Source organism: Pseudomonas benzopyrenica, from assembly GCF_036884265.1.
Taxonomy (GTDB): domain Bacteria; phylum Pseudomonadota; class Gammaproteobacteria; order Pseudomonadales; family Pseudomonadaceae; genus Chryseomonas; species Chryseomonas benzopyrenica.
This window is the reverse complement of record NZ_CP145723.1, coordinates 874509-890969: the sequence shown is the minus strand read 5'-3', so window position 1 is coordinate 890969 and position 16461 is coordinate 874509. Positions and strand designations below refer to the sequence as shown.

Here is a 16461-nt window from a genome sequence, read left to right as displayed (position 1 = left end):
GCGAGCCACCCGGGGCCCGCACGCTTGCTGTTCGGCACAGAGCCTAACCGCGTCCGCCGGGCGCGACCAGCACCAGGCGGGCCGGAGACCGGCCATAAAAAAACCCCGGTGTCCGCGAGGAGCACCGGGGTTGGGCTCGGCCCGGGGGCCGGAGCGGTTCTTACATCATGCCGCCCATGCCACCCATGCCGCCCATGTCGGGCATGGCCGGGGCCGCGTCGTCTTTCGGCAGCTCAGCCACGATGGCTTCGGTGGTGATCAGCAGACCGGCGATGGAGGAAGCGGCCTGCAGCGCGCTGCGGGTCACCTTGGCCGGGTCGATGATGCCGAATTCCAGCATGTCGCCGTATTCGCCAGTGGCGGCGTTGTAGCCGTAGTTGCCGCTGCCCTGCTTGACCTTGTCCAGCACGACGGAGGCTTCGTCACCGGCGTTGGTCACGATCTGGCGCAGGGGAGCTTCAACAGCGCGACGCAGAATGTTGATACCGGCGTTCTGCTCTTCGTTGATGCCTTTCAGATCCTTCAGCGCGTCCAGGGCACGGACCAGAGCGACACCGCCGCCAGGCACCACGCCTTCTTCCACGGCAGCGCGGGTGGCGTGCAGGGCGTCTTCAACGCGAGCTTTCTTCTCTTTCATCTCGACTTCGGTGGCAGCGCCAACCTTGATCACGGCAACACCGCCAGCCAGCTTGGCCAGACGCTCTTGCAGCTTCTCTTTGTCGTAGTCGGAAGAGGTTTCTTCGACCTGGGCACGGATCTGCTTGATACGGGCCTGGATGTCGACCTCGACGCCAGCGCCGTCGATGACGGTGGTGTTTTCCTTGTTCAGGACCACACGCTTGGCTTGACCCAGGTGCTCCAGGGTGGTGCTTTCCAGGCTCAGGCCGACTTCTTCGGAGATGACGGTACCGCCGGTCAGGATGGCGATGTCCTGCAGCATGGCCTTGCGACGATCACCGAAGCCCGGCGCCTTGACGGCTGCGACCTTGACAATACCGCGCATGTTGTTGACCACCAGGGTGGCCAGGGCTTCGCCTTCGACGTCTTCGGCGACGATCAGCAGCGGACGACCGGCCTTGGCAACGGATTCCAGCACCGGCAACAGTTCGCGGATGTTGGAGATCTTCTTGTCGACCAGCAGCAGCAGCGGGCTGTCCAGCTCGGCCGACATGGTGTCGGGCTTGTTGATGAAGTAGGGCGACAGGTAGCCACGGTCGAACTGCATGCCTTCGACGACGGACAGTTCGTTTTCCAGGCCCGAGCCTTCTTCGACGGTGATGACGCCTTCTTTACCAACCTTCTCCATGGCTTCGGCGATGATGTTGCCGATGCTGTCGTCGGAGTTGGCGGAGATGGTGCCTACCTGGGCGATGGCCTTGCTGTCGGCGCAGGGCTTGGACAGGTTCTTCAGCTCGGCGACGACGGCGGCGGTAGCCTTGTCGATGCCGCGCTTCAGGTCCATCGGGTTCAGGCCGGCGGCCACGGACTTCAGGCCTTCGGTAACGATGGCCTGGGCCAGCACGGTGGCGGTGGTGGTGCCGTCACCGGCCGCGTCGTTGGCCTTGGAGGCCACGTCTTTCACCAGCTGGGCGCCGATGTTCTCGATGCGATCCTTGAGCTCGATCTCCTTGGCGACGGACACGCCGTCCTTGGTGATCAGGGGAGCACCGAAGCTGCGCTCCAGCACCACGTTACGGCCTTTCGGGCCCAGGGTGGCCTTGACGGCGTCGGCCAGGGTGTTGACACCGGTCAGCAGCTTCTTGCGCGCGGAGTCACCGAATTTGACGTCTTTTGCAGCCATGTTCTGTTTCCTCTAAGAAATTCGAAAAGTGAGCGGGGATCAGCCTTCGATGACGGCCAGGATTTCGGACTCAGCCATCACCAGCAGTTCTTCGCCATCGACCTTGATGGCGTTGCTGCCGGAATAGGGACCGAAAACCACCTTGTCACCCACTTTCACCGCCGGAGCACGGACGTCGCCGTTGTCCAGTACGCGTCCAGTGCCTACGGCAACCACTTCACCGCGGTTCGGCTTTTCGGCAGCCGAGCCCGGCAGCACGATGCCGCCAGCGGATTTGGTCTCTTCTTCGCTGCGACGAATCACAACGCGATCATGCAGAGGACGAAGCGCCATTGTCGTATCTCCCAAAGTTCTAAGTGTTTCCAGCGCCGATGACTGCATCGGCAGTTTGTTTTTACCGGCTGCGCCGGGTGCGCCCCGTGCATGACAGGACGCGAAACCTGCTCGCCTTGCGGCGACAACCTTGCGGTGTCCGCTACATGAGGTTGTCGCCAGGCATTTCAAGGGCGACGGGCAAAATTTTTAGCGCTTTTGCTCGTCTCGGTGCACCACTTCACCCTCGATCACCTCGGGACGATGAGGTGCGCCCTGCCCAGGGCCCGGTTGGTAGCCCTGGGCACCGGGATTGCGCCGGGTCACCCGACCGATCACCGCGCCCAGCAGGGCCTTGCGGGTCACCGGCAAGAGGCAGATGAGCGCCAGGCCGTCACTGATGAAGCCCGGAAAGATCAGCAGGGCGCCAGCGATCGCCAGGGTCAGCCCCTGGATGACTTCCTGCTCGGGCATCTGCCCCTGAGCCAGGCGCATGCGGATGCGCCAGAGGGTGGTGAAGCCGGCGACGCGCAGCAGGGCGACGCCGACCAGAAAGCTCAGCAGCAGCAGGGCGAAGGTGGCGAGCACGCCGATTTCGCTGCCGATCTTGATGAGCACGGCCAGTTCCACAAAGGGGAACAGCAAGAAGAGTAAGGCGGTCACGCGCATCTCAGGTCCTTCACGGTGGAAACCGATTGAAAGACAGGAGATGGAGGCGGCCGAGCCGATTTCAAGGTGGCTGGCCGGCACCGGCTGGAAACGCGAAGGCCGCGAAAATCGCGGCCTTGACGGGTTGGCGGGCGCCTATGGAAACATCGGGTTACCAGGAAACGCCGACACCGGCGGTGTACTCGGTCTGGTTGACGTTGCCCTCGGCTCCGCTGGTCAGCTCCTTGGACGCCTTGAGGTTCAGCGACGCCCAGTTGGTCACCTTATATCTCAGGCCGACATCGCCATCGAAGGTGAGATTGGCGGTGTTGTCCAGCGGCCGGCCCAGTTCACCCGTGGTGAAGAACTGGATGGTCTGTCCATACAGATAGCGGTTGTAGTCCCACTTCATGCTCGCCGAGAGGAACTGGTCGGAGCCACCGTCCGCGTACTGGTAGCGGTTGTGGTTGAGCAGGCCGGTAAGGGAGAAAGAGCCCAGCTCGTTGTCCCAGAACTGGTAACCGGGACCGGTACCCAGGGTGCGCTGCTTGGCCAGGTCCTGGATCCAGTCGCGCTTGTATTCGGCGCGGCCCTGCCAGAAGAATTTCTCGTCGAAGAAGCGATCCAGGGCGTACTGCAGGCCGTACTTGCTGGTCGAGACCACGTCGTCGGTCTTGTAGCGGTCGTAGCTGCCATTGGCGTTGTGCCGCCACATGCCGTGCCGGGCCTGGGTCTTGAAATCGATATCGTATTTTTCGCTGTCCTGGGACGAGCTGATGTAGTCCAGGCCGGCATCGATGTTGCCTTTCCAGGCGAAGTCGCGCAGGAAGGGCCGCGGCGGCACGATCTGGGTGATGCTCGCCAGGGGCACGGTCTGCTGGCCGTCGGTGGTGCTGACCACTACCTGGCCATCCTCGGCCGGCTTGAGGCTTTCCACCGGAAAATCGGGTTCGTACTTGCCGCGCTGGACGATCACGGGCTTGTCACGCTGCAAGGTCTTGATCTTGTCCCACGACAGGGGAATGTTGCCGCCGTATTCGGTCTGCAGGAGCAGCTTCTTGCTGTCGAGCAACTTGATGGTTCCGGTCAGACGATCGCCGTTCTTGAGCCAGACGGTGTCGGCATGGGCGAAGGAGGCGAGTGACAACAGCGCGAGCGAGGAGAGGAATCGAAAACGCATGGGCACCAGGACACCTTTGGGTGGACTTGGGTGGAAAGGTAACGAAACGAGAGGGCGCGATTATCCGGGTGCCAGAGGCCCGCGCAACCATTCCTGGGTAAAACTTAGGCAAGTTTCCGGAAATACTGCCCAAAGGTCGGACATCTTGGGAGAATGTGACAGCTCGACACGTTTCAGCACCACCGTAACCAAACTTTTCGGCACACTGGCACTCTCTCCCCGAGCAGCAGGGCGTCATGAGCGCATCCCCTCTCCCCGAACCCCGTCGCCAGGCCGTGTTTCTGGCGCTGGCCGCCATTCCCGCAGGGCGGGTGGTCAGCTATGGCCAGTTGGCGGAACTCGCCGGCCTGGGCCGCGGGGCGCGCTGGGTGGGCTGGGTACTGGGGCGCTTGCCGGAGGGCAGCGCCCTGCCCTGGCATCGGGTGATCGCCGCGGATGGTCGGCCGAGCCTGCCATCCGACAGCCCCTCTGGCCGGGAGCAACGCGAACGATTGCGGGCCGAGGGTGTGCCGTTGCACGAGGACCGGGTGGACATGCGTCGGTACCGGTGGAATCCAGCTGAGAGTGTCGAGTAGAGTGCGCGTTTTTTCCGAGCCCAAGGGCATGTTTGCACGTTTCTGGCGAGAAGCCGTCACCACCTACAAATCCAAGGCCTGCCTGGCCCTGCTGCTGCTGGGTTTCGCCGCGGGGCTGCCGGCCATGCTGGTGTTTTCCACCCTGTCGGTGTGGCTGCGCGAAGCGGGCGTGAGTCGCGAGACCATTGGCTACGCCAGCTGGATCGGCCTGGCCTATGCCTTCAAGTGGGTCTGGTCACCCATGCTGGACCTCTGGAAGCTGCCCCTGATCGGCAAGCTCGGCCGCCGACGCTCCTGGCTGGTGCTGTCGCAGATCCTGGTGGGCCTGGGCCTGATCGGCATGGCGCTGTGCAATCCACAGCAGCACCTGGAGCAGTTGATCGCCCTGGCGGTGCTGGTGGCCTTCGCCTCGGCCACCCAGGACATCGCCGTGGACGCCTATCGCCTGGAGATCGCCGACGATGATCGCCAGGCCGCCCTCGCCGCCTGCTACATGACCGGCTATCGCATCGCCGCCCTGCTGGCCAGCGCTGGCGCGCTGTTTCTCGCCGAGGAGCTGGGCTCGTCCAAGCTCGACTACAGCCAGAGCGCCTGGGCCACCACCTACATGCTGTTCGCCCTGCTGGTGCTGCCCGGCCTGGTGACCAGCGTGCTGATTCGCGAACCCGAGCCGGTGGCGCCCATGGCCATGGCGGAATCGCGCTTCGGCTTCAATCACCAGCTGGTGGCGGTCGCCCTGCTGCTGGTGATGCTGATCTCCATCCCCGCCGCCATCAATGCGGCCATCGCCCAGGCCTGGCCGCGCGCCTTGCTCTACAGCCTGTTCATCGTCGGTTGCCTGTCGCCCTGGGGTCGCTATTGCTCCAAGCCGCTGAGCGATCTCATGCGGCGCATGCGCGAGCCCCTGCGGTTGCGCGATGCGGCCAATGCCGAAGAACTGCCGCGCTTCGACTTCGTCCACCAGATGGTCTCGGTGATCCTGCTGATCGTGCTGATCGTGGCCGCCACCGGCGGCCTGTCGGCCCTGGCCGGCGGCTACTGGCCGCGCGGTCTGATGTACGGCCTGATCGTCTGGCTGTGCCTGACCGCGCCCGGGCGTCGGCTGATGGCACCGGTGCTCACGCCCATCACCGAATTCATCCAGCGCTACCAGTGGCAGGCGCTGCTGCTGCTCGGCCTGATCTCCACCTATCGGCTGTCCGACACGGTCATGGGGGTGATGGCCAGCGTCTTCTATATCGACGTGGGCTACAGCAAGGAAACCATCGCCGGGGTCAGCAAGATCTTCGGGGTGTTCATGACCCTGTTCGGCGCGGGCCTGGGCGGCGTGCTGATCACCCGGATGGGGATCCTGCCGATCCTCTTCCTCGGCGGTGCCGCCTCGGCGCTGACCAACCTGCTGTTCGTGGTGATCGCCTCCACCGGCGCCAACGTGCCGCTGCTGATCGCCACCATCTGCGCCGACAACGTCAGTGGCGGCATGGCCACCTCGGCCTTTGTCGCCTATCTGTCGAGCCTGACCAACCTCAGATTCTCGGCCACCCAGTACGCCATGCTCAGCTCGCTGATGCTGCTGTTGCCACGCCTGCTGGGTGGCTATTCGGGCGCCATGGTGGAGCACGTCGGCTACAGCTCGTTCTTCTCGCTGACCGCGCTGATGGGGGTGCCGACGCTGCTGCTGATCGCCGTGCTCTGGCTGCGCCAGCGGCGGACCGCGGTGCCGAGCGGTTCCTCCAGCGGCGGTCACTGAGGCGGCCGGCGGCCGCCCCATCCCGCTTCAGGCTTCGCCGCGCGCCGCGGCCGCGGCGCGTTCGTCACCCTTGTCGTCGAGCACCTTGACCACCCGGCTGGGCAGCGCGATGTCGATGCCCTCGGCACGCAGCCGATCGCGGATCTGCTCGTTGAAGGTGAACTGGGTGCCCCAGAAGTCACTGTTGGCGGTCCAGCAGCGCAGCGACACGGTGATGAAGGTGTCGCCCAGCCCGGCCACCACGATGGCGGGCGGCGGCGATTCCAGCACCCGCGGATCCTTGGCCATATCGGCCAGCACCTGCTTGGCCTTCTGCAGATCGGCGTCGTAGCCGACCTTGACGTCGAAGACGATCTGTCGGGTCGGCTGGCGCGACTGGTTGGTGATGATGCCGTTGGACAGGTTGCCGTTGGGCACGGTGATGGTGCGGTTGTCGCCGGTACGCAGCACGGTGTGAAAGATCTGGATCGAATCCACGGTGCCCTGCACGCCCTGGGCCTCGATGTAGTCGCCAATCTTGAACGGCCGGAACAGCAGGATCAGCACCCCGCCGGCGAAGTTGGCCAGGCTGCCCTGCAGCGACAGGCCGATGGCCAGGCTGGCCGCGCCGAGGGCGGCGACGAAGGAGGTGGTGGCGATGCCGATCATGGAGGCGACGCTGATCACCAGCATGACCTTCAGACCGATGTTGACCAGGGTCACCACGAAGGTTTCCAGGGCCTGGTCCATGTGCCGCGCGGTGAACAGCGCGGCCAGGCGCCCGGTCAGGCGATTGATGACCCACCAGCCGATCCACAGGGTGATCAGGGCCAGCACCACGTTGCCGCAATACTGCAGAATGACCGGTAGCCAGGCCATGAAGGCCGTCAGCAGGTGATCGGTCTGGGCACTCAAATCCATCGTCTACCTCTCCACGCACAAGAAAAAGTCGGGCACGACCTGAATGGCGGCGCCCTATGTGCGACGGACGGTAGACCGAGAGGTTCCGAAGACGGGCTCAGTCGCGGAAGTTGTCGAACTGCAGCGGCATGCCCAGGGATTGGCCACGCAGCAGGGCGATGACCTCCTGCAATTCGTCGCGCTTCTTGCCGGTGACGCGCACCTGCTCGCCCTGGATGACGGCCTGGACCTTGATCTTGCTGTCCTTGATCAGGGCGACGATCTTCTTCGCCAGCTCCTTGTCGATGCCCTCGCGCAGGGTGGTTTCCTGTTTCACGGTCTTGCCGGAGGCGTAGGCATCCTTGACCTCCAGGCACTGGACGTCGATCTTGCGCTTGGCCAGGTTGACCTTGAGGATCTCCAGCATCTGTTCGAGCTGGAAATCGGCATCGGCGGTCAGGGTGACGGTAAGGTCCTTGGCCTCGAAGCTGCCCTTGCCGCGCAGGTCGTACCGGCGCTCGAGCTCCTTCATGGCGTTGTCCACGGCGTTGGTGACTTCGTGCTTGTCCAGCTCCGATACGACGTCGAAGGAAGGCATGGATTTTCTCCTCGGTTGCGATGGGGCAGCCTTGACGCTGCAGCCTGACCGACCATTATAACGACTGGCCCTCATCCTCAGGAATCCGACCATGCGCAAGGAATCGACACTGGAGTCACAGCTGTGAGCTGGCACGTACTGGGCGCCGGCAGTCTCGGCGGACTCTGGGCGGCGCGATTGTTTCGCGGGGGCGAGCCGGTCCGGCTGATCCTGCGCGATCGCACGCGCCTGGCGCAGTACCGCGCGGGCGGCGGACTGCGCCTCAGCGAAGGCGACATCACCAGCCTCTATCCGCTGCCCGCCGAGACGCCCGAAGCCGGCAATCCGATCCGCCGGCTGATCCTGGCCTGCAAGAGCTACGACGCCGAAGAGGCCATCGCCAGCGTCGCCGCGCGCCTGGAACCGGAAGCCGAGATCCTGCTGCTGCAGAACGGCCTGGGGAGCCAGGACGCGGTGGCCGCCCGGGTACCGCGAGCGCGCTGCCTGAGAGCCAGCACCACCGAGGGCGCCTATCGCGAGACCGACTTCCATGTGGTGGCGGCCGGTGCCGGGCAGATCTGGATCGGCGACCAGCTCGGCAGCCATACCCCGCCGGCCTGGCTGAATACCCTCACCGAGCTGGGCTTTCCGGTGCGCTGGACCGACGACATCGACGCCCGGCTATGGCGCAAGCTGGCGATCAACTGCGCCATCAATCCGTTGACCGTGCTGCATGGCTGCCGCAACGGCGAACTGCGCCAGCATCTGTCGGAGGTGGCGGCGCTCTGCGCCGAACTCACCGCCCTGCTGGAAGCCATGGGACTCGCCCCGGCGGCCCAGGGACTGCAGCAGGAGGTCGAGGCGGTGATCGCCGCCACCGCCCACAACAGATCCTCGATGCTGCAGGACGTGGAGCGCGGCCAGCGTACCGAGGTGAGTTACCTGCTCGGCCATGCCCTGCCGATCGCCGGGCGGCTGCACCTGGCGGCGCCGCACCTGACCGAGCTGCAGCAGCGCCTGCAGACCCGGCTCGCGGAGCGCGGATTGCCCGAGGACTAGCTGCGGGCTACCCTGCCCGCTTCCCTGTTGCCACGGCTGCGCCATGATCCTCGCCAAACGCCTGAAGAATCTCCCGGTCGGCCGCAAGTTGCTGGCCGCCCTGCTGGTGATGATGGTCGCGGTGCTGGTGGTGGCCAATGTGACCTTTATCAGCGCCGCCTACTGGATCTCCCAGGAAAGCGTGGCGCCCCAGGCGCTGCAGACCCTGGGCCGGCTGTTCGCCAGTCCAGTGCTCAGCCGTGAGGTGCTGGCCTCGCCAGCGGCGGCCGAGGTGCAGTTGCGGCAACTGGACGGCTATGCGCCGCTGCGCCTGGCTGCGGTCTACGACAGCCAGGGTCAGCGCCTGGCCGAGTTGCACAACGGCGATCGGCTGCAGGTGCCGGCGCACTTCGAAGAGCTGCAGACCTGGCGCCTGCGGGAATTCCGCACCAACCTGCTGGTGGAGCTGCCGCGCCCCGAGGGCGCGCCCGGACACCTGCTGCTGGTGGCCAGCAGCGAACTGCCAGGGGCCTTCTATCGCGGCACCCTGACCGCCAGCCTGGCGATCCTGACCTTCAGCATCCTGCTCTGGCTGGTGGTGGCCCGGCAGATCAAGCGACTCATCACCCTGCCGATCCGCGAATTGGAAGAACTCTCGCGCCAGGTGACCCGCGAGGAAAACTATTCGCTACGCGCCAGCAAGGGTAGCGAGGACGAGCTGGGCCGTCTGGCGGAGTCCCTCAACACCATGCTCGGCCGCATCCAGGGTCGCGAGCAACAGCTCAAGCGCGCTCGCGACGATGCCCAGTACGCGGTGCTGCAGGCCCAGAGCCTGGCCGAGGAAACCCGCCGCTCCAACCGCAAGCTGGAGTTGGAGGTGCAGGTCCGCGGCAAGATCGAGAAGAAGCTCACCGGCTTCCAGAACTACCTCAACAGCATCATCGACTCCATGCCCTCGGCGCTGATCGCGGTGGACGAGCAGTTCTACGTCACCCAGTGGAACCAGGAAGCCACCCACCTCTCCGGCACCCAGTTGGACGAAGCCCTGAACCAGCCGGTGTTTCTCGCCTTTCCCTCGCTCAAGCCGTTCCTGCCGCAACTGAGTCGCACCGCCGAATTGCTGCGGGTGGAAAAGGTGGAGCGAGTGACCTGGGCGCTGACCGACACCCCACGTCACTACACCCTGACCTTCTACCCGCTGATGGGTGGCGCCGGGCGCGGCGTGGTGATCCGTATCGACGACATCACCCAGCGCCTGAACATGGAAGAGATGATGGTGCAGTCGGAAAAGATGCTCTCGGTGGGTGGCCTGGCGGCCGGCATGGCCCATGAGATCAACAATCCCCTGGGCGCCATCCTGCACAATGTGCAGAACATCCGCCGGCGCCTGTCGCCGGAGTTGCCGAAGAATCTCGAGCAGGCGGCCGAATCCGGCGTCGAGCTCAATGCGGTGAATTGCTACCTGGAGAGTCGGCAGATCCCGCGCCTGCTGGACGGCATCCACCAGGCCGGCAGTCGCGCGGCCAAGATCGTCAGCCACATGCTCGCCTTCAGCCGCCGCAGCAATCGCAAGATGGAAGCCAGCGAGCTGCCGCCGCTGATCGACCAGGCCATCGAGATCGCCGGCAACGACTTCGACCTGGCCGAGGGCTTCGACTTCCGCACCCTGTCGATCCTCCGCGAATTCGACCCGGCGCTGGGACCGGTGCCGGTGATCGCCAACGAGCTGGAACAGGTGCTGCTCAATCTGCTCAAGAACGCCGCCCAGGCCATCCACCTGCGCGACGACGAGGAAGAAGGCGAATACGGTCGCATCACCTTGCGCACCAAGCTACGCGGCGGCTGGGCGGAGATCCAGGTGGAAGACAATGGCATCGGCATCCCCGAAGACATCTGCAAACGCATCTTCGAGCCCTTCTTCACCACCAAGGAGGTGGGCCAGGGCACCGGCCTGGGCCTGTCGGTGTCGTACTTCATCATCACCAACAACCACAAGGGGCAGATGGAGGTGCACTCCACGCCCGGCGTAGGGACCTGCTTCACCCTGCGCCTGCCCCTCGTCCAGGCCGATTTCGAATCCGTCTAGGACCCAGCCAGGAGCCACGCCATGGGTTTTCGCCTCACCGAGATCTACACCCGCCAGGGCGACGCCGGCGATACCGGGCTCGCCGACGGCAGCCGGGTGCCCAAGGACCATCCGCGCATCGAGGCCATCGGTGCGGTGGACGAACTCAACAGCGCCCTGGGCCTGTTGCTCGCCGAGCTGGCGGAGGACGCTCGCCTGGCCGAGGTGAGCGAGGCCCTGGCGCCCTGCCAGCACCGGTTGTTCGACCTTGGCGGCGAACTAGCCATGCCCAGCTATCGCGCCCTGCAGCCGGTGGAGATCCAACGCCTGGAAGGTGCCATCGATCGCTGGAACGCCGAGCTGGGGCCGCTGGAGAATTTCATCCTGCCCGGCGGTTCCCGCGCCGTGGCCCAGGCCCATGTCTGCCGCACCCTGGCCCGTAGCGCCGAGCGGCGCTGCCGCAGCCTGCATGCGGTGGAACCCCTGGAAGGCCAGGGCCTGCCCTATCTCAATCGCCTGTCCGACCTGCTGTTCGTCGCCGCGCGCATCGTCGCCCGGCGCCAGGGGGTGAGCGAGGTGCTCTGGCAGGCCGCGCGGCCATGAGCGCGCCGGCCACGCCCGCCGCGCCACCCGCGCGTCGCCACGAGGGGCTGCTGGCCCTCTGGGACGGCCTCATCCTGATCCTGGTCTGCGTGAACCTGGCGCTGATCCTGTTCGACAGCCTCTATGCCCTGGGGCCGCTCAACCAGGCCTTGGCCGCCGTGCTGCCCGGCTTCCACGCCTTCTACGGCGAACGCATCCACGCCCACTTCACCCGCATCGACCTGGTGTTCGTCGCCTTCTTCATCGCCGACGTACTGCTGGGCTGGCTGGTGGCGGTGGTCGAGCGCCGTCATGCGCGCTGGTACCACTATCCCTTCATCCACTGGTACGACGTGCTCGGCTGCATCCCCCTGGGCGGCTTCCGGCTGCTGCGGGCGCTGCGCATCATCTCGCTGCTCCTGCGCCTGCAACGCCTGGGACTGATCGACATGCGCGGCTGGCGGCCCTATCGGCTGTTCAACCACTACTACCAGCTGCTCATGGAGGACCTGTCGGATCGGGTGATGATCAAGATCTGCGGTGAACTGCAGGACGAGCTGAATACCCGCGACGACTTCTCCCAGAGCGTGATCGACCGCGTCATCCGCCCGCGCAAGCAGCGGCTGATCGACGGCATGGCGCTGCGCATCCAGGCGATGGTGGAACAGGGCTACAGCCAGAATCGCGCCACCCTGGAACGGCTGGTCGGCGACGTGGTGCAACGTGCCCTGGACGAGAACCCCGACCTGGCCCGCCTCAAGCGACTGCCCATGGGCGAGCGCCTGGCCGACACCCTGGACGGGGTGCTCACCGATATCGTCAACGGCCTGGTACGGGAGGCGGCGGCCAGTCTGCGCACCCGCGACTTCCGCGCCCTGGCCAGTCGCCTGGCCGATCACGGCTTCGATCAGAGTCTGCCCAGCGGCGCCCAGGACAATGCCCTGGACGAGGTGCTGGTGGAGATCCTCGAAGTGTTCAAGCAGAAGGTCCTGCAGCGCCGGCTCGATCAGCTCGACGGCGAGCTCTGGCCGCAGGAATGGCAGCGCAGCGAGATCGATCCGATCAACGCGCCCCGGCGCTGATCTGCTGCTGCAGATTCTGCACCTGGGTCTGCAGGGTGGTGATGTTGCGGGTGGTCTGCAGGCGGAAGGCGTCGAATTCCTTGCTGTCCGGTCCTACCGGGCGGGCGTCCAGCTCGCTGCGCAGCACCAGCAGGTCCTGCTGCATCTCGCCCAGGGCCTGACTCTGGGCACTGGGTTTCTTCAAGGCGGCGATGTCCGCCTGCAGCGCCTTGTTCTGCGCGGTCAGGCTGGCGACCTGCTCGGCCAGGCTACCGGTCTGCGCCAGGCCATTCTTCAGCGCCGCCTGTTCCTCGGCCAGGGCCTTCAGCCGGGTGTCCACCTCGCCACTGCCGGTCTGCAGCGCGCTGGAAAGATTCTGCAGGCGATTGTCCTGGGCCTGCTGGTTGTCGCTCACCCCCTGCTGCTGACGCGTGAGTTCGGCGACCTTGGTCTGCAGCGTCTTGACCTGCAGCAGCAAGGCCTCGCGGCTGGTGGTGCCGGAGGATTCGCTTTCCACCAGCTTGCCGGAGATGTCACGCAGCCGGCCTTGGGCATCCTCGCTGATGCGCGCGAAGTTCTCCTGGGTGGCCACTACCTGCTCCTGCATCAGCACCAGTTGCTGGTGACTCCACCAGGCGACGCCGGCCAGGGCCAGGGTCAGAGCGGCGACCAGCACCCACAGCGGCGCCGTGGAGGGGCCGCGCCGGACCGGGCGGGCATGAACGGCGGCAGGCTCGTGATAGACCTCGTCGGCCTCGACCGGCCGGCGACCAACGGGGCGACGGTCATCGCGCTCCGGTGTCAGGCTCGGGACGTTGTCCATTTCATCGAGAAGATCGTTGCGCATGGCAGACCTGTGAGCAGAGGCGAAAAGACGGAATGGCGGCCAGTATAACGGTCGTCACGGCCGACGCGGGGCAGTCGGCCGAGGCTTTCGTTGCGGGATCGTGCACCGAAACGCAGTCTGCGTCGACATCACTGCGCCATCACGACGCAGAATCAGCCGCGGTAGCCCTACCAAGCCCCGCTGTTCCTGGCGCTAGCGCTCCTGGTACGTGATTTGCGTCACGACCAACCTCAAGCCAAACGGGAGGTGAGCATGGAATACAACAAGGCGTTCTTCGATTGCCTCGGCGCACTGCGTCGTCGACTGCGGCAGGAGCAAGGCATGGTGATTCGCTTCGACGAAGCCGAGGCGGTTCCGCGAATGCTGGCGGCCAGCCAGGCCTCGGACGATCCTGAAACCCGTGAACTCGGCGAGCGCCTGGCGAGGCTGAGCGGCTTGGTGCCGGTGGTGACCCCTCTGCCGTCCATGGCGGAGATGGCAGACTCGACCTATGTCAGCCAGGAATTTCTCGCGGCCACTCGCCGCTACACCGGCCCGCTGCGCGGCTGACGCCGAGCTGGACGATATTCCTCCAATGCTGTCCAGGAGGCGGCCTGCGGACGAAAGCCGAAGGCCTCCTGGGCGGCGCGGATGTCGAGGGTGAAGGGACTGTCGAGCAAGTCGGGCCAGCGAGCTTCCTGGCGCAGGGTACGCAGCCGCGCATAGAGCGCGCGTGGACTCAGGGTCTTCGCCTCGGCCACCGCCGGCAGCTCGAAGCGCCGCAGCAGGAAGTTGACCGCATCCCAGCACACCAGCGGCTGGCCGTCGCTGAGGTTGAACACCTTGCCGCTAGCCGCCGCCGGCTGCTCCAGCAGCAGCGTCACCAGCGCCTGGCGCAGATTGCCGGCACTGGTGAAGTCCCAGCGATTGAGGCCGTTGCCGCGGCGCCCCAGTTGCTTGGCCTTGGCCTGCTCCAGCAGCCCGCGCGCCCAGTCGCGATCGGCCAGGCCGAGCACCTGGGCCGGCCGCAACACCGTGACCTGAGGGCCGAATTCACCGGCGGTCAGGGCCAGGCGCTCCAGTTGCAGACGGCGCTGGGCCTCACGGCCCTTGGGCTTGGCCGGCACCTGGTCTTCCTTGAGCGCCTCGCCACCCCGTTCATAGACACGGGCGGACGACACATAGACGAATTGCGCGACCTGCTGCTGCAGGGCGGCTTCGATCAGCACCTGGCCGTGGTCCAGATCGGCCGCGCTCGGCACGCCGGCCACGTCGGTGCAGTGGGCGATGGCGTCGATGTCGTCGCACAACGCCAGCACCTGCGCGGGCTGGTCGAGCAAGGCGGGATGATAATCGGCGCCACGCTCGACCAGGGCATCCAGGGTCGCACCGGGACGGCCGTGCACCCGCACCAGTTGGCCGCGGTCGAGCAGATCGCAGGCCAGGCCCGCACCGAGCGCCTCGCTGGCGCCCGTGATCAAGATACGCATGTCGCTGGGATTCCCGAAGCTATCCACGGTCGCCCGCGGCGACCCATCGGCCAGTGTAACCAAAGCTTTCGACAGCCGCCGCTAGTCGCGCACCAGCCACTGACCGGCAACCTGTTCAAGGTGCCGGGTCAGGGCCTGCAAGGCGGCGCCACCGTTGCGCCAGCGGTGCCAGAACAGGGGGACGTCCACCCATTGGCCGGGCGCCAGATCCACCAGCTCGCCGCGCGCCTGGGCGGCCGCGCTCTGGATATCTGGCAGGAGCCCCCAGCCGATACCGCCCAGGGTCATCTGCAGGAAGCCCTCGGCGGAAGGACAGAGGTGGTAGTCGAAGGGCTGGGTGACGCCGAGCTGCTCCAGATAGCGATGCTGTAAGCGGTCATCCGGGCCGAAGACGATGGCGGGCGCCCGCGCCAGGGCCTGGGGATCCGGCAACCCGGCCAGTTGCCGCGTGCGGAATTCCGGGCTGGCCAGGGCCCGGTAGCGCATGGCACCCAGGGCACTGACCCGCGCCCCGGCCAATGGCTGGCCGTTGGCGCAGAGACAGGCGGCCACTTCGCCGGCGCGCATGCGCCTGAGCACCACGTCCTGATCCTCCACCACCAGATCCAGCAGTACGCCCTGCGCCCTGACCCAGGGACCGACCGCCAGCGGCCACCAGTTGGCCAGGCTGTCGGCATTGAGGGCGATGCGCAGTCGCTGTGGCGCCTCCTCGGCCAACCCCGGCACCGCGCTGCCCAGATCGGCCTCCAGCAGCCGGACCTGCTGGATATGGCGCAGCAGGCGCAGACCCGGCGCCGTCGGCTGGGGCGGCGTTTCCCGGACCAGCACCGCCTGGCCGACCCGGGCTTCGAGCAGCTTGATGCGTTGAGACACCGCCGATTGCGACAGGCCCAACCGCCGCGCCGCCCGCTCGAAGCCGCCCTCTTCCACCACCACCGCCAGGGCTTCCAGCAATTTGTAGTCGATCATCGATCTGGCTAATGCTGCATAAGGAATATTGGTTTTTCTTATACACGCAGACCCGGCAAGGTGGCAGCCATTCCAGGATGACAAGGCAAGCCCCGCCATGAACAGCTACTTCACCGGCCTCTTGACCATGGCCAGTCTCATCATGGCGCTGGGCGCCCAGAACACTTATCTGCTGGCCCAGGGATTGCGCCGCGAGCACCATCTGGCCATTGCCGCCTTCTGCCTGACCTGCGATGTCATCCTGGTGGCCGCTGGCGTGCTGGGGCTGGCCGCGCTGATCCAGCACAGCCCGCTATTGGTGGTCATCCTGCGCTGGGGCGGTGCGGCCTTTCTCATCTGGTATGGCGCCCAGGCGCTACGGCGGGCCTGGAAGCCGGCGGCAATGGGCAGTCTGGAGACCACGAGTCCGCGCAGCCGGCGCCAGGCGCTGCTCGCCGCCGCCGCCGTCTCCCTGCTCAACCCCCATGTCTATCTGGACACGGTGCTGCTGGTGGGCTCCCTCGGCAGCCAGCAGGCCGCGCCTCTGGCCTATGTGTTCGGCGCCGCCACCGCCTCCATGCTGTGGTTCTTCGGACTCGCCCTGGGCGCGGCCTGGGCCGCGCCCTACCTGGCCCGTCCGGGGGTGTGGCGACTGATCGATCTGCTGGTGGCTGGGGTGATGTTTGCCGTCGCGGTGCAATTGCTGGTCTCGACCTGAGGCTGGCCTTC

Annotated in this window: 17 protein-coding genes; 8 read left to right on the top strand and 9 right to left on the bottom strand. The window is 66.0% G+C overall.

Features of this window, described 5'->3' with window-relative positions; all coding sequences use genetic code 11:
- Positions 1-160: 160 nt before the first annotated feature.
- The 4 genes from groL to V6W80_RS04160 form a co-directional block, all read right to left on the bottom strand.
- Positions 161-1801 (bottom strand): chaperonin GroEL, encoded by a 1641-nt coding sequence (gene groL / locus V6W80_RS04175; protein WP_017640087.1) that lies wholly within the window; start codon positions 1799-1801, stop codon positions 161-163.
- 39 nt (positions 1802-1840) lie between these two features.
- Positions 1841-2134 carry a co-chaperone GroES gene (locus V6W80_RS04170; protein WP_007161933.1) on the bottom strand — a complete coding sequence of 98 codons (294 nt, stop codon included), beginning with the start codon at positions 2132-2134 and terminating at the stop codon, positions 1841-1843.
- Between the two features lie 189 nt (positions 2135-2323).
- A complete protein-coding gene (locus V6W80_RS04165) occupies positions 2324-2782 on the bottom strand; it encodes an FxsA family protein (protein ID WP_017640085.1) in 459 nt (152 codons plus the stop codon).
- 151 nt (positions 2783-2933) lie between these two features.
- Complete coding sequence (locus tag V6W80_RS04160) at positions 2934-3941, bottom strand: DUF481 domain-containing protein (RefSeq protein ID WP_017640084.1); 1008 nt, start codon at positions 3939-3941, stop codon at positions 2934-2936.
- Between the two features lie 236 nt (positions 3942-4177).
- On the opposite strand from V6W80_RS04160, the gene V6W80_RS04155 reads away from it, so the two are divergent.
- Positions 4178-4516 carry an MGMT family protein gene (locus tag V6W80_RS04155; protein WP_064307380.1) on the top strand — a complete coding sequence of 113 codons (339 nt, stop codon included), beginning with the start codon at positions 4178-4180 and terminating at the stop codon, positions 4514-4516.
- A gap of 28 nt (positions 4517-4544) precedes the next feature.
- Positions 4545-6266, top strand: a complete 1722-nt coding sequence (locus tag V6W80_RS04150) for an AmpG family muropeptide MFS transporter (RefSeq protein WP_338545917.1) — start codon at positions 4545-4547, stop codon at positions 6264-6266.
- Between the two features lie 27 nt (positions 6267-6293).
- Here the strand turns inward: V6W80_RS04150 and V6W80_RS04145 are convergent, their stop codons facing one another.
- Positions 6294-7166 carry a mechanosensitive ion channel family protein gene (locus tag V6W80_RS04145; protein ID WP_338545916.1) on the bottom strand — a complete coding sequence of 291 codons (873 nt, stop codon included), beginning with the start codon at positions 7164-7166 and terminating at the stop codon, positions 6294-6296.
- A 97-nt stretch (positions 7167-7263) separates the two neighbouring features.
- Entirely contained in the window at positions 7264-7743 is a 480-nt protein-coding gene (locus V6W80_RS04140) for a YajQ family cyclic di-GMP-binding protein (protein WP_338545915.1), read from the bottom strand.
- A 123-nt stretch (positions 7744-7866) separates the two neighbouring features.
- Here V6W80_RS04140 and V6W80_RS04135 point away from each other — a divergent pair, with 123 nt between their 5' ends.
- Genes V6W80_RS04135 through V6W80_RS04120 form a run of 4 tightly spaced genes read left to right on the top strand, consistent with a single transcriptional unit; the run spans position 7867 to position 12489 of the window.
- A complete protein-coding gene (locus V6W80_RS04135) occupies positions 7867-8781 on the top strand; it encodes a putative 2-dehydropantoate 2-reductase (RefSeq protein WP_338545914.1) in 915 nt (304 codons plus the stop codon).
- 43 nt (positions 8782-8824) lie between these two features.
- On the top strand, positions 8825-10846 hold the full coding sequence (locus V6W80_RS04130; protein ID WP_338545913.1) for a sensor histidine kinase: 2022 nt from the start codon (positions 8825-8827) through the stop codon (positions 10844-10846).
- A 21-nt stretch (positions 10847-10867) separates the two neighbouring features.
- On the top strand, positions 10868-11428 hold the full coding sequence (locus tag V6W80_RS04125) for a cob(I)yrinic acid a,c-diamide adenosyltransferase (RefSeq protein ID WP_184292235.1): 561 nt from the start codon (positions 10868-10870) through the stop codon (positions 11426-11428).
- Entirely contained in the window at positions 11425-12489 is a 1065-nt protein-coding gene (locus V6W80_RS04120) for a hypothetical protein (protein WP_068383035.1), read from the top strand. Before V6W80_RS04125 ends, V6W80_RS04120 begins: the two co-directional genes overlap by 4 nt.
- On the opposite strand, the gene V6W80_RS04115 is transcribed toward V6W80_RS04120, so the two are convergent.
- Complete coding sequence (locus V6W80_RS04115) at positions 12470-13315, bottom strand: hypothetical protein (protein WP_064307384.1); 846 nt, start codon at positions 13313-13315, stop codon at positions 12470-12472. The genes V6W80_RS04120 and V6W80_RS04115 overlap by 20 nt on opposite strands.
- Positions 13316-13567: 252 nt before the next feature.
- Here V6W80_RS04115 and V6W80_RS04110 point away from each other — a divergent pair, with 252 nt between their 5' ends.
- The gene (locus V6W80_RS04110; RefSeq protein ID WP_093253925.1) at positions 13568-13864 is read left to right on the top strand and encodes a hypothetical protein; all 297 of its coding nucleotides are present in this window, start codon (positions 13568-13570) and stop codon (positions 13862-13864) included.
- On the opposite strand, the gene V6W80_RS04105 is transcribed toward V6W80_RS04110, so the two are convergent.
- Positions 13840-14784, bottom strand: coding sequence for an NAD-dependent epimerase/dehydratase family protein (locus tag V6W80_RS04105; RefSeq protein WP_338545912.1), 945 nt, complete (start codon positions 14782-14784; stop codon positions 13840-13842). The two genes, V6W80_RS04110 and V6W80_RS04105, sit on opposite strands and share 25 nt — an antisense overlap.
- Positions 14785-14865: 81 nt before the next feature.
- Entirely contained in the window at positions 14866-15753 is an 888-nt protein-coding gene (locus tag V6W80_RS04100) for a LysR family transcriptional regulator ArgP (protein ID WP_017640072.1), read from the bottom strand.
- A gap of 97 nt (positions 15754-15850) precedes the next feature.
- Here V6W80_RS04100 and V6W80_RS04095 point away from each other — a divergent pair, with 97 nt between their 5' ends.
- Positions 15851-16450 (top strand): LysE/ArgO family amino acid transporter, encoded by a 600-nt coding sequence (locus tag V6W80_RS04095; protein ID WP_338545911.1) that lies wholly within the window; start codon positions 15851-15853, stop codon positions 16448-16450.
- Positions 16451-16461: the final 11 nt, after the last annotated feature.

Coding starts and splice junctions, on each gene's coding strand:
- groL (WP_017640087.1), bottom strand. CDS start 1,801: ATGGCTGCAAAAGACGTCAAATTCGGTGACTCCGCGCGCAAGAAGCTG.
- V6W80_RS04170 (WP_007161933.1), bottom strand. CDS start 2,134: ATGGCGCTTCGTCCTCTGCATGATCGCGTTGTGATTCGTCGCAGCGAA.
- V6W80_RS04165 (WP_017640085.1), bottom strand. CDS start 2,782: ATGCGCGTGACCGCCTTACTCTTCTTGCTGTTCCCCTTTGTGGAACTG.
- V6W80_RS04160 (WP_017640084.1), bottom strand. CDS start 3,941: ATGCGTTTTCGATTCCTCTCCTCGCTCGCGCTGTTGTCACTCGCCTCC.
- V6W80_RS04155 (WP_064307380.1), top strand. CDS start 4,178: ATGAGCGCATCCCCTCTCCCCGAACCCCGTCGCCAGGCCGTGTTTCTG.
- V6W80_RS04150 (WP_338545917.1), top strand. CDS start 4,545: ATGTTTGCACGTTTCTGGCGAGAAGCCGTCACCACCTACAAATCCAAG.
- V6W80_RS04145 (WP_338545916.1), bottom strand. CDS start 7,166: ATGGATTTGAGTGCCCAGACCGATCACCTGCTGACGGCCTTCATGGCC.
- V6W80_RS04140 (WP_338545915.1), bottom strand. CDS start 7,743: ATGCCTTCCTTCGACGTCGTATCGGAGCTGGACAAGCACGAAGTCACC.
- V6W80_RS04130 (WP_338545913.1), top strand. CDS start 8,825: ATGATCCTCGCCAAACGCCTGAAGAATCTCCCGGTCGGCCGCAAGTTG.
- V6W80_RS04125 (WP_184292235.1), top strand. CDS start 10,868: ATGGGTTTTCGCCTCACCGAGATCTACACCCGCCAGGGCGACGCCGGC.
- V6W80_RS04120 (WP_068383035.1), top strand. CDS start 11,425: ATGAGCGCGCCGGCCACGCCCGCCGCGCCACCCGCGCGTCGCCACGAG.
- V6W80_RS04115 (WP_064307384.1), bottom strand. CDS start 13,315: ATGCGCAACGATCTTCTCGATGAAATGGACAACGTCCCGAGCCTGACA.
- V6W80_RS04110 (WP_093253925.1), top strand. CDS start 13,568: ATGGAATACAACAAGGCGTTCTTCGATTGCCTCGGCGCACTGCGTCGT.
- V6W80_RS04105 (WP_338545912.1), bottom strand. CDS start 14,784: ATGCGTATCTTGATCACGGGCGCCAGCGAGGCGCTCGGTGCGGGCCTG.
- V6W80_RS04100 (WP_017640072.1), bottom strand. CDS start 15,753: ATGATCGACTACAAATTGCTGGAAGCCCTGGCGGTGGTGGTGGAAGAG.
- V6W80_RS04095 (WP_338545911.1), top strand. CDS start 15,851: ATGAACAGCTACTTCACCGGCCTCTTGACCATGGCCAGTCTCATCATG.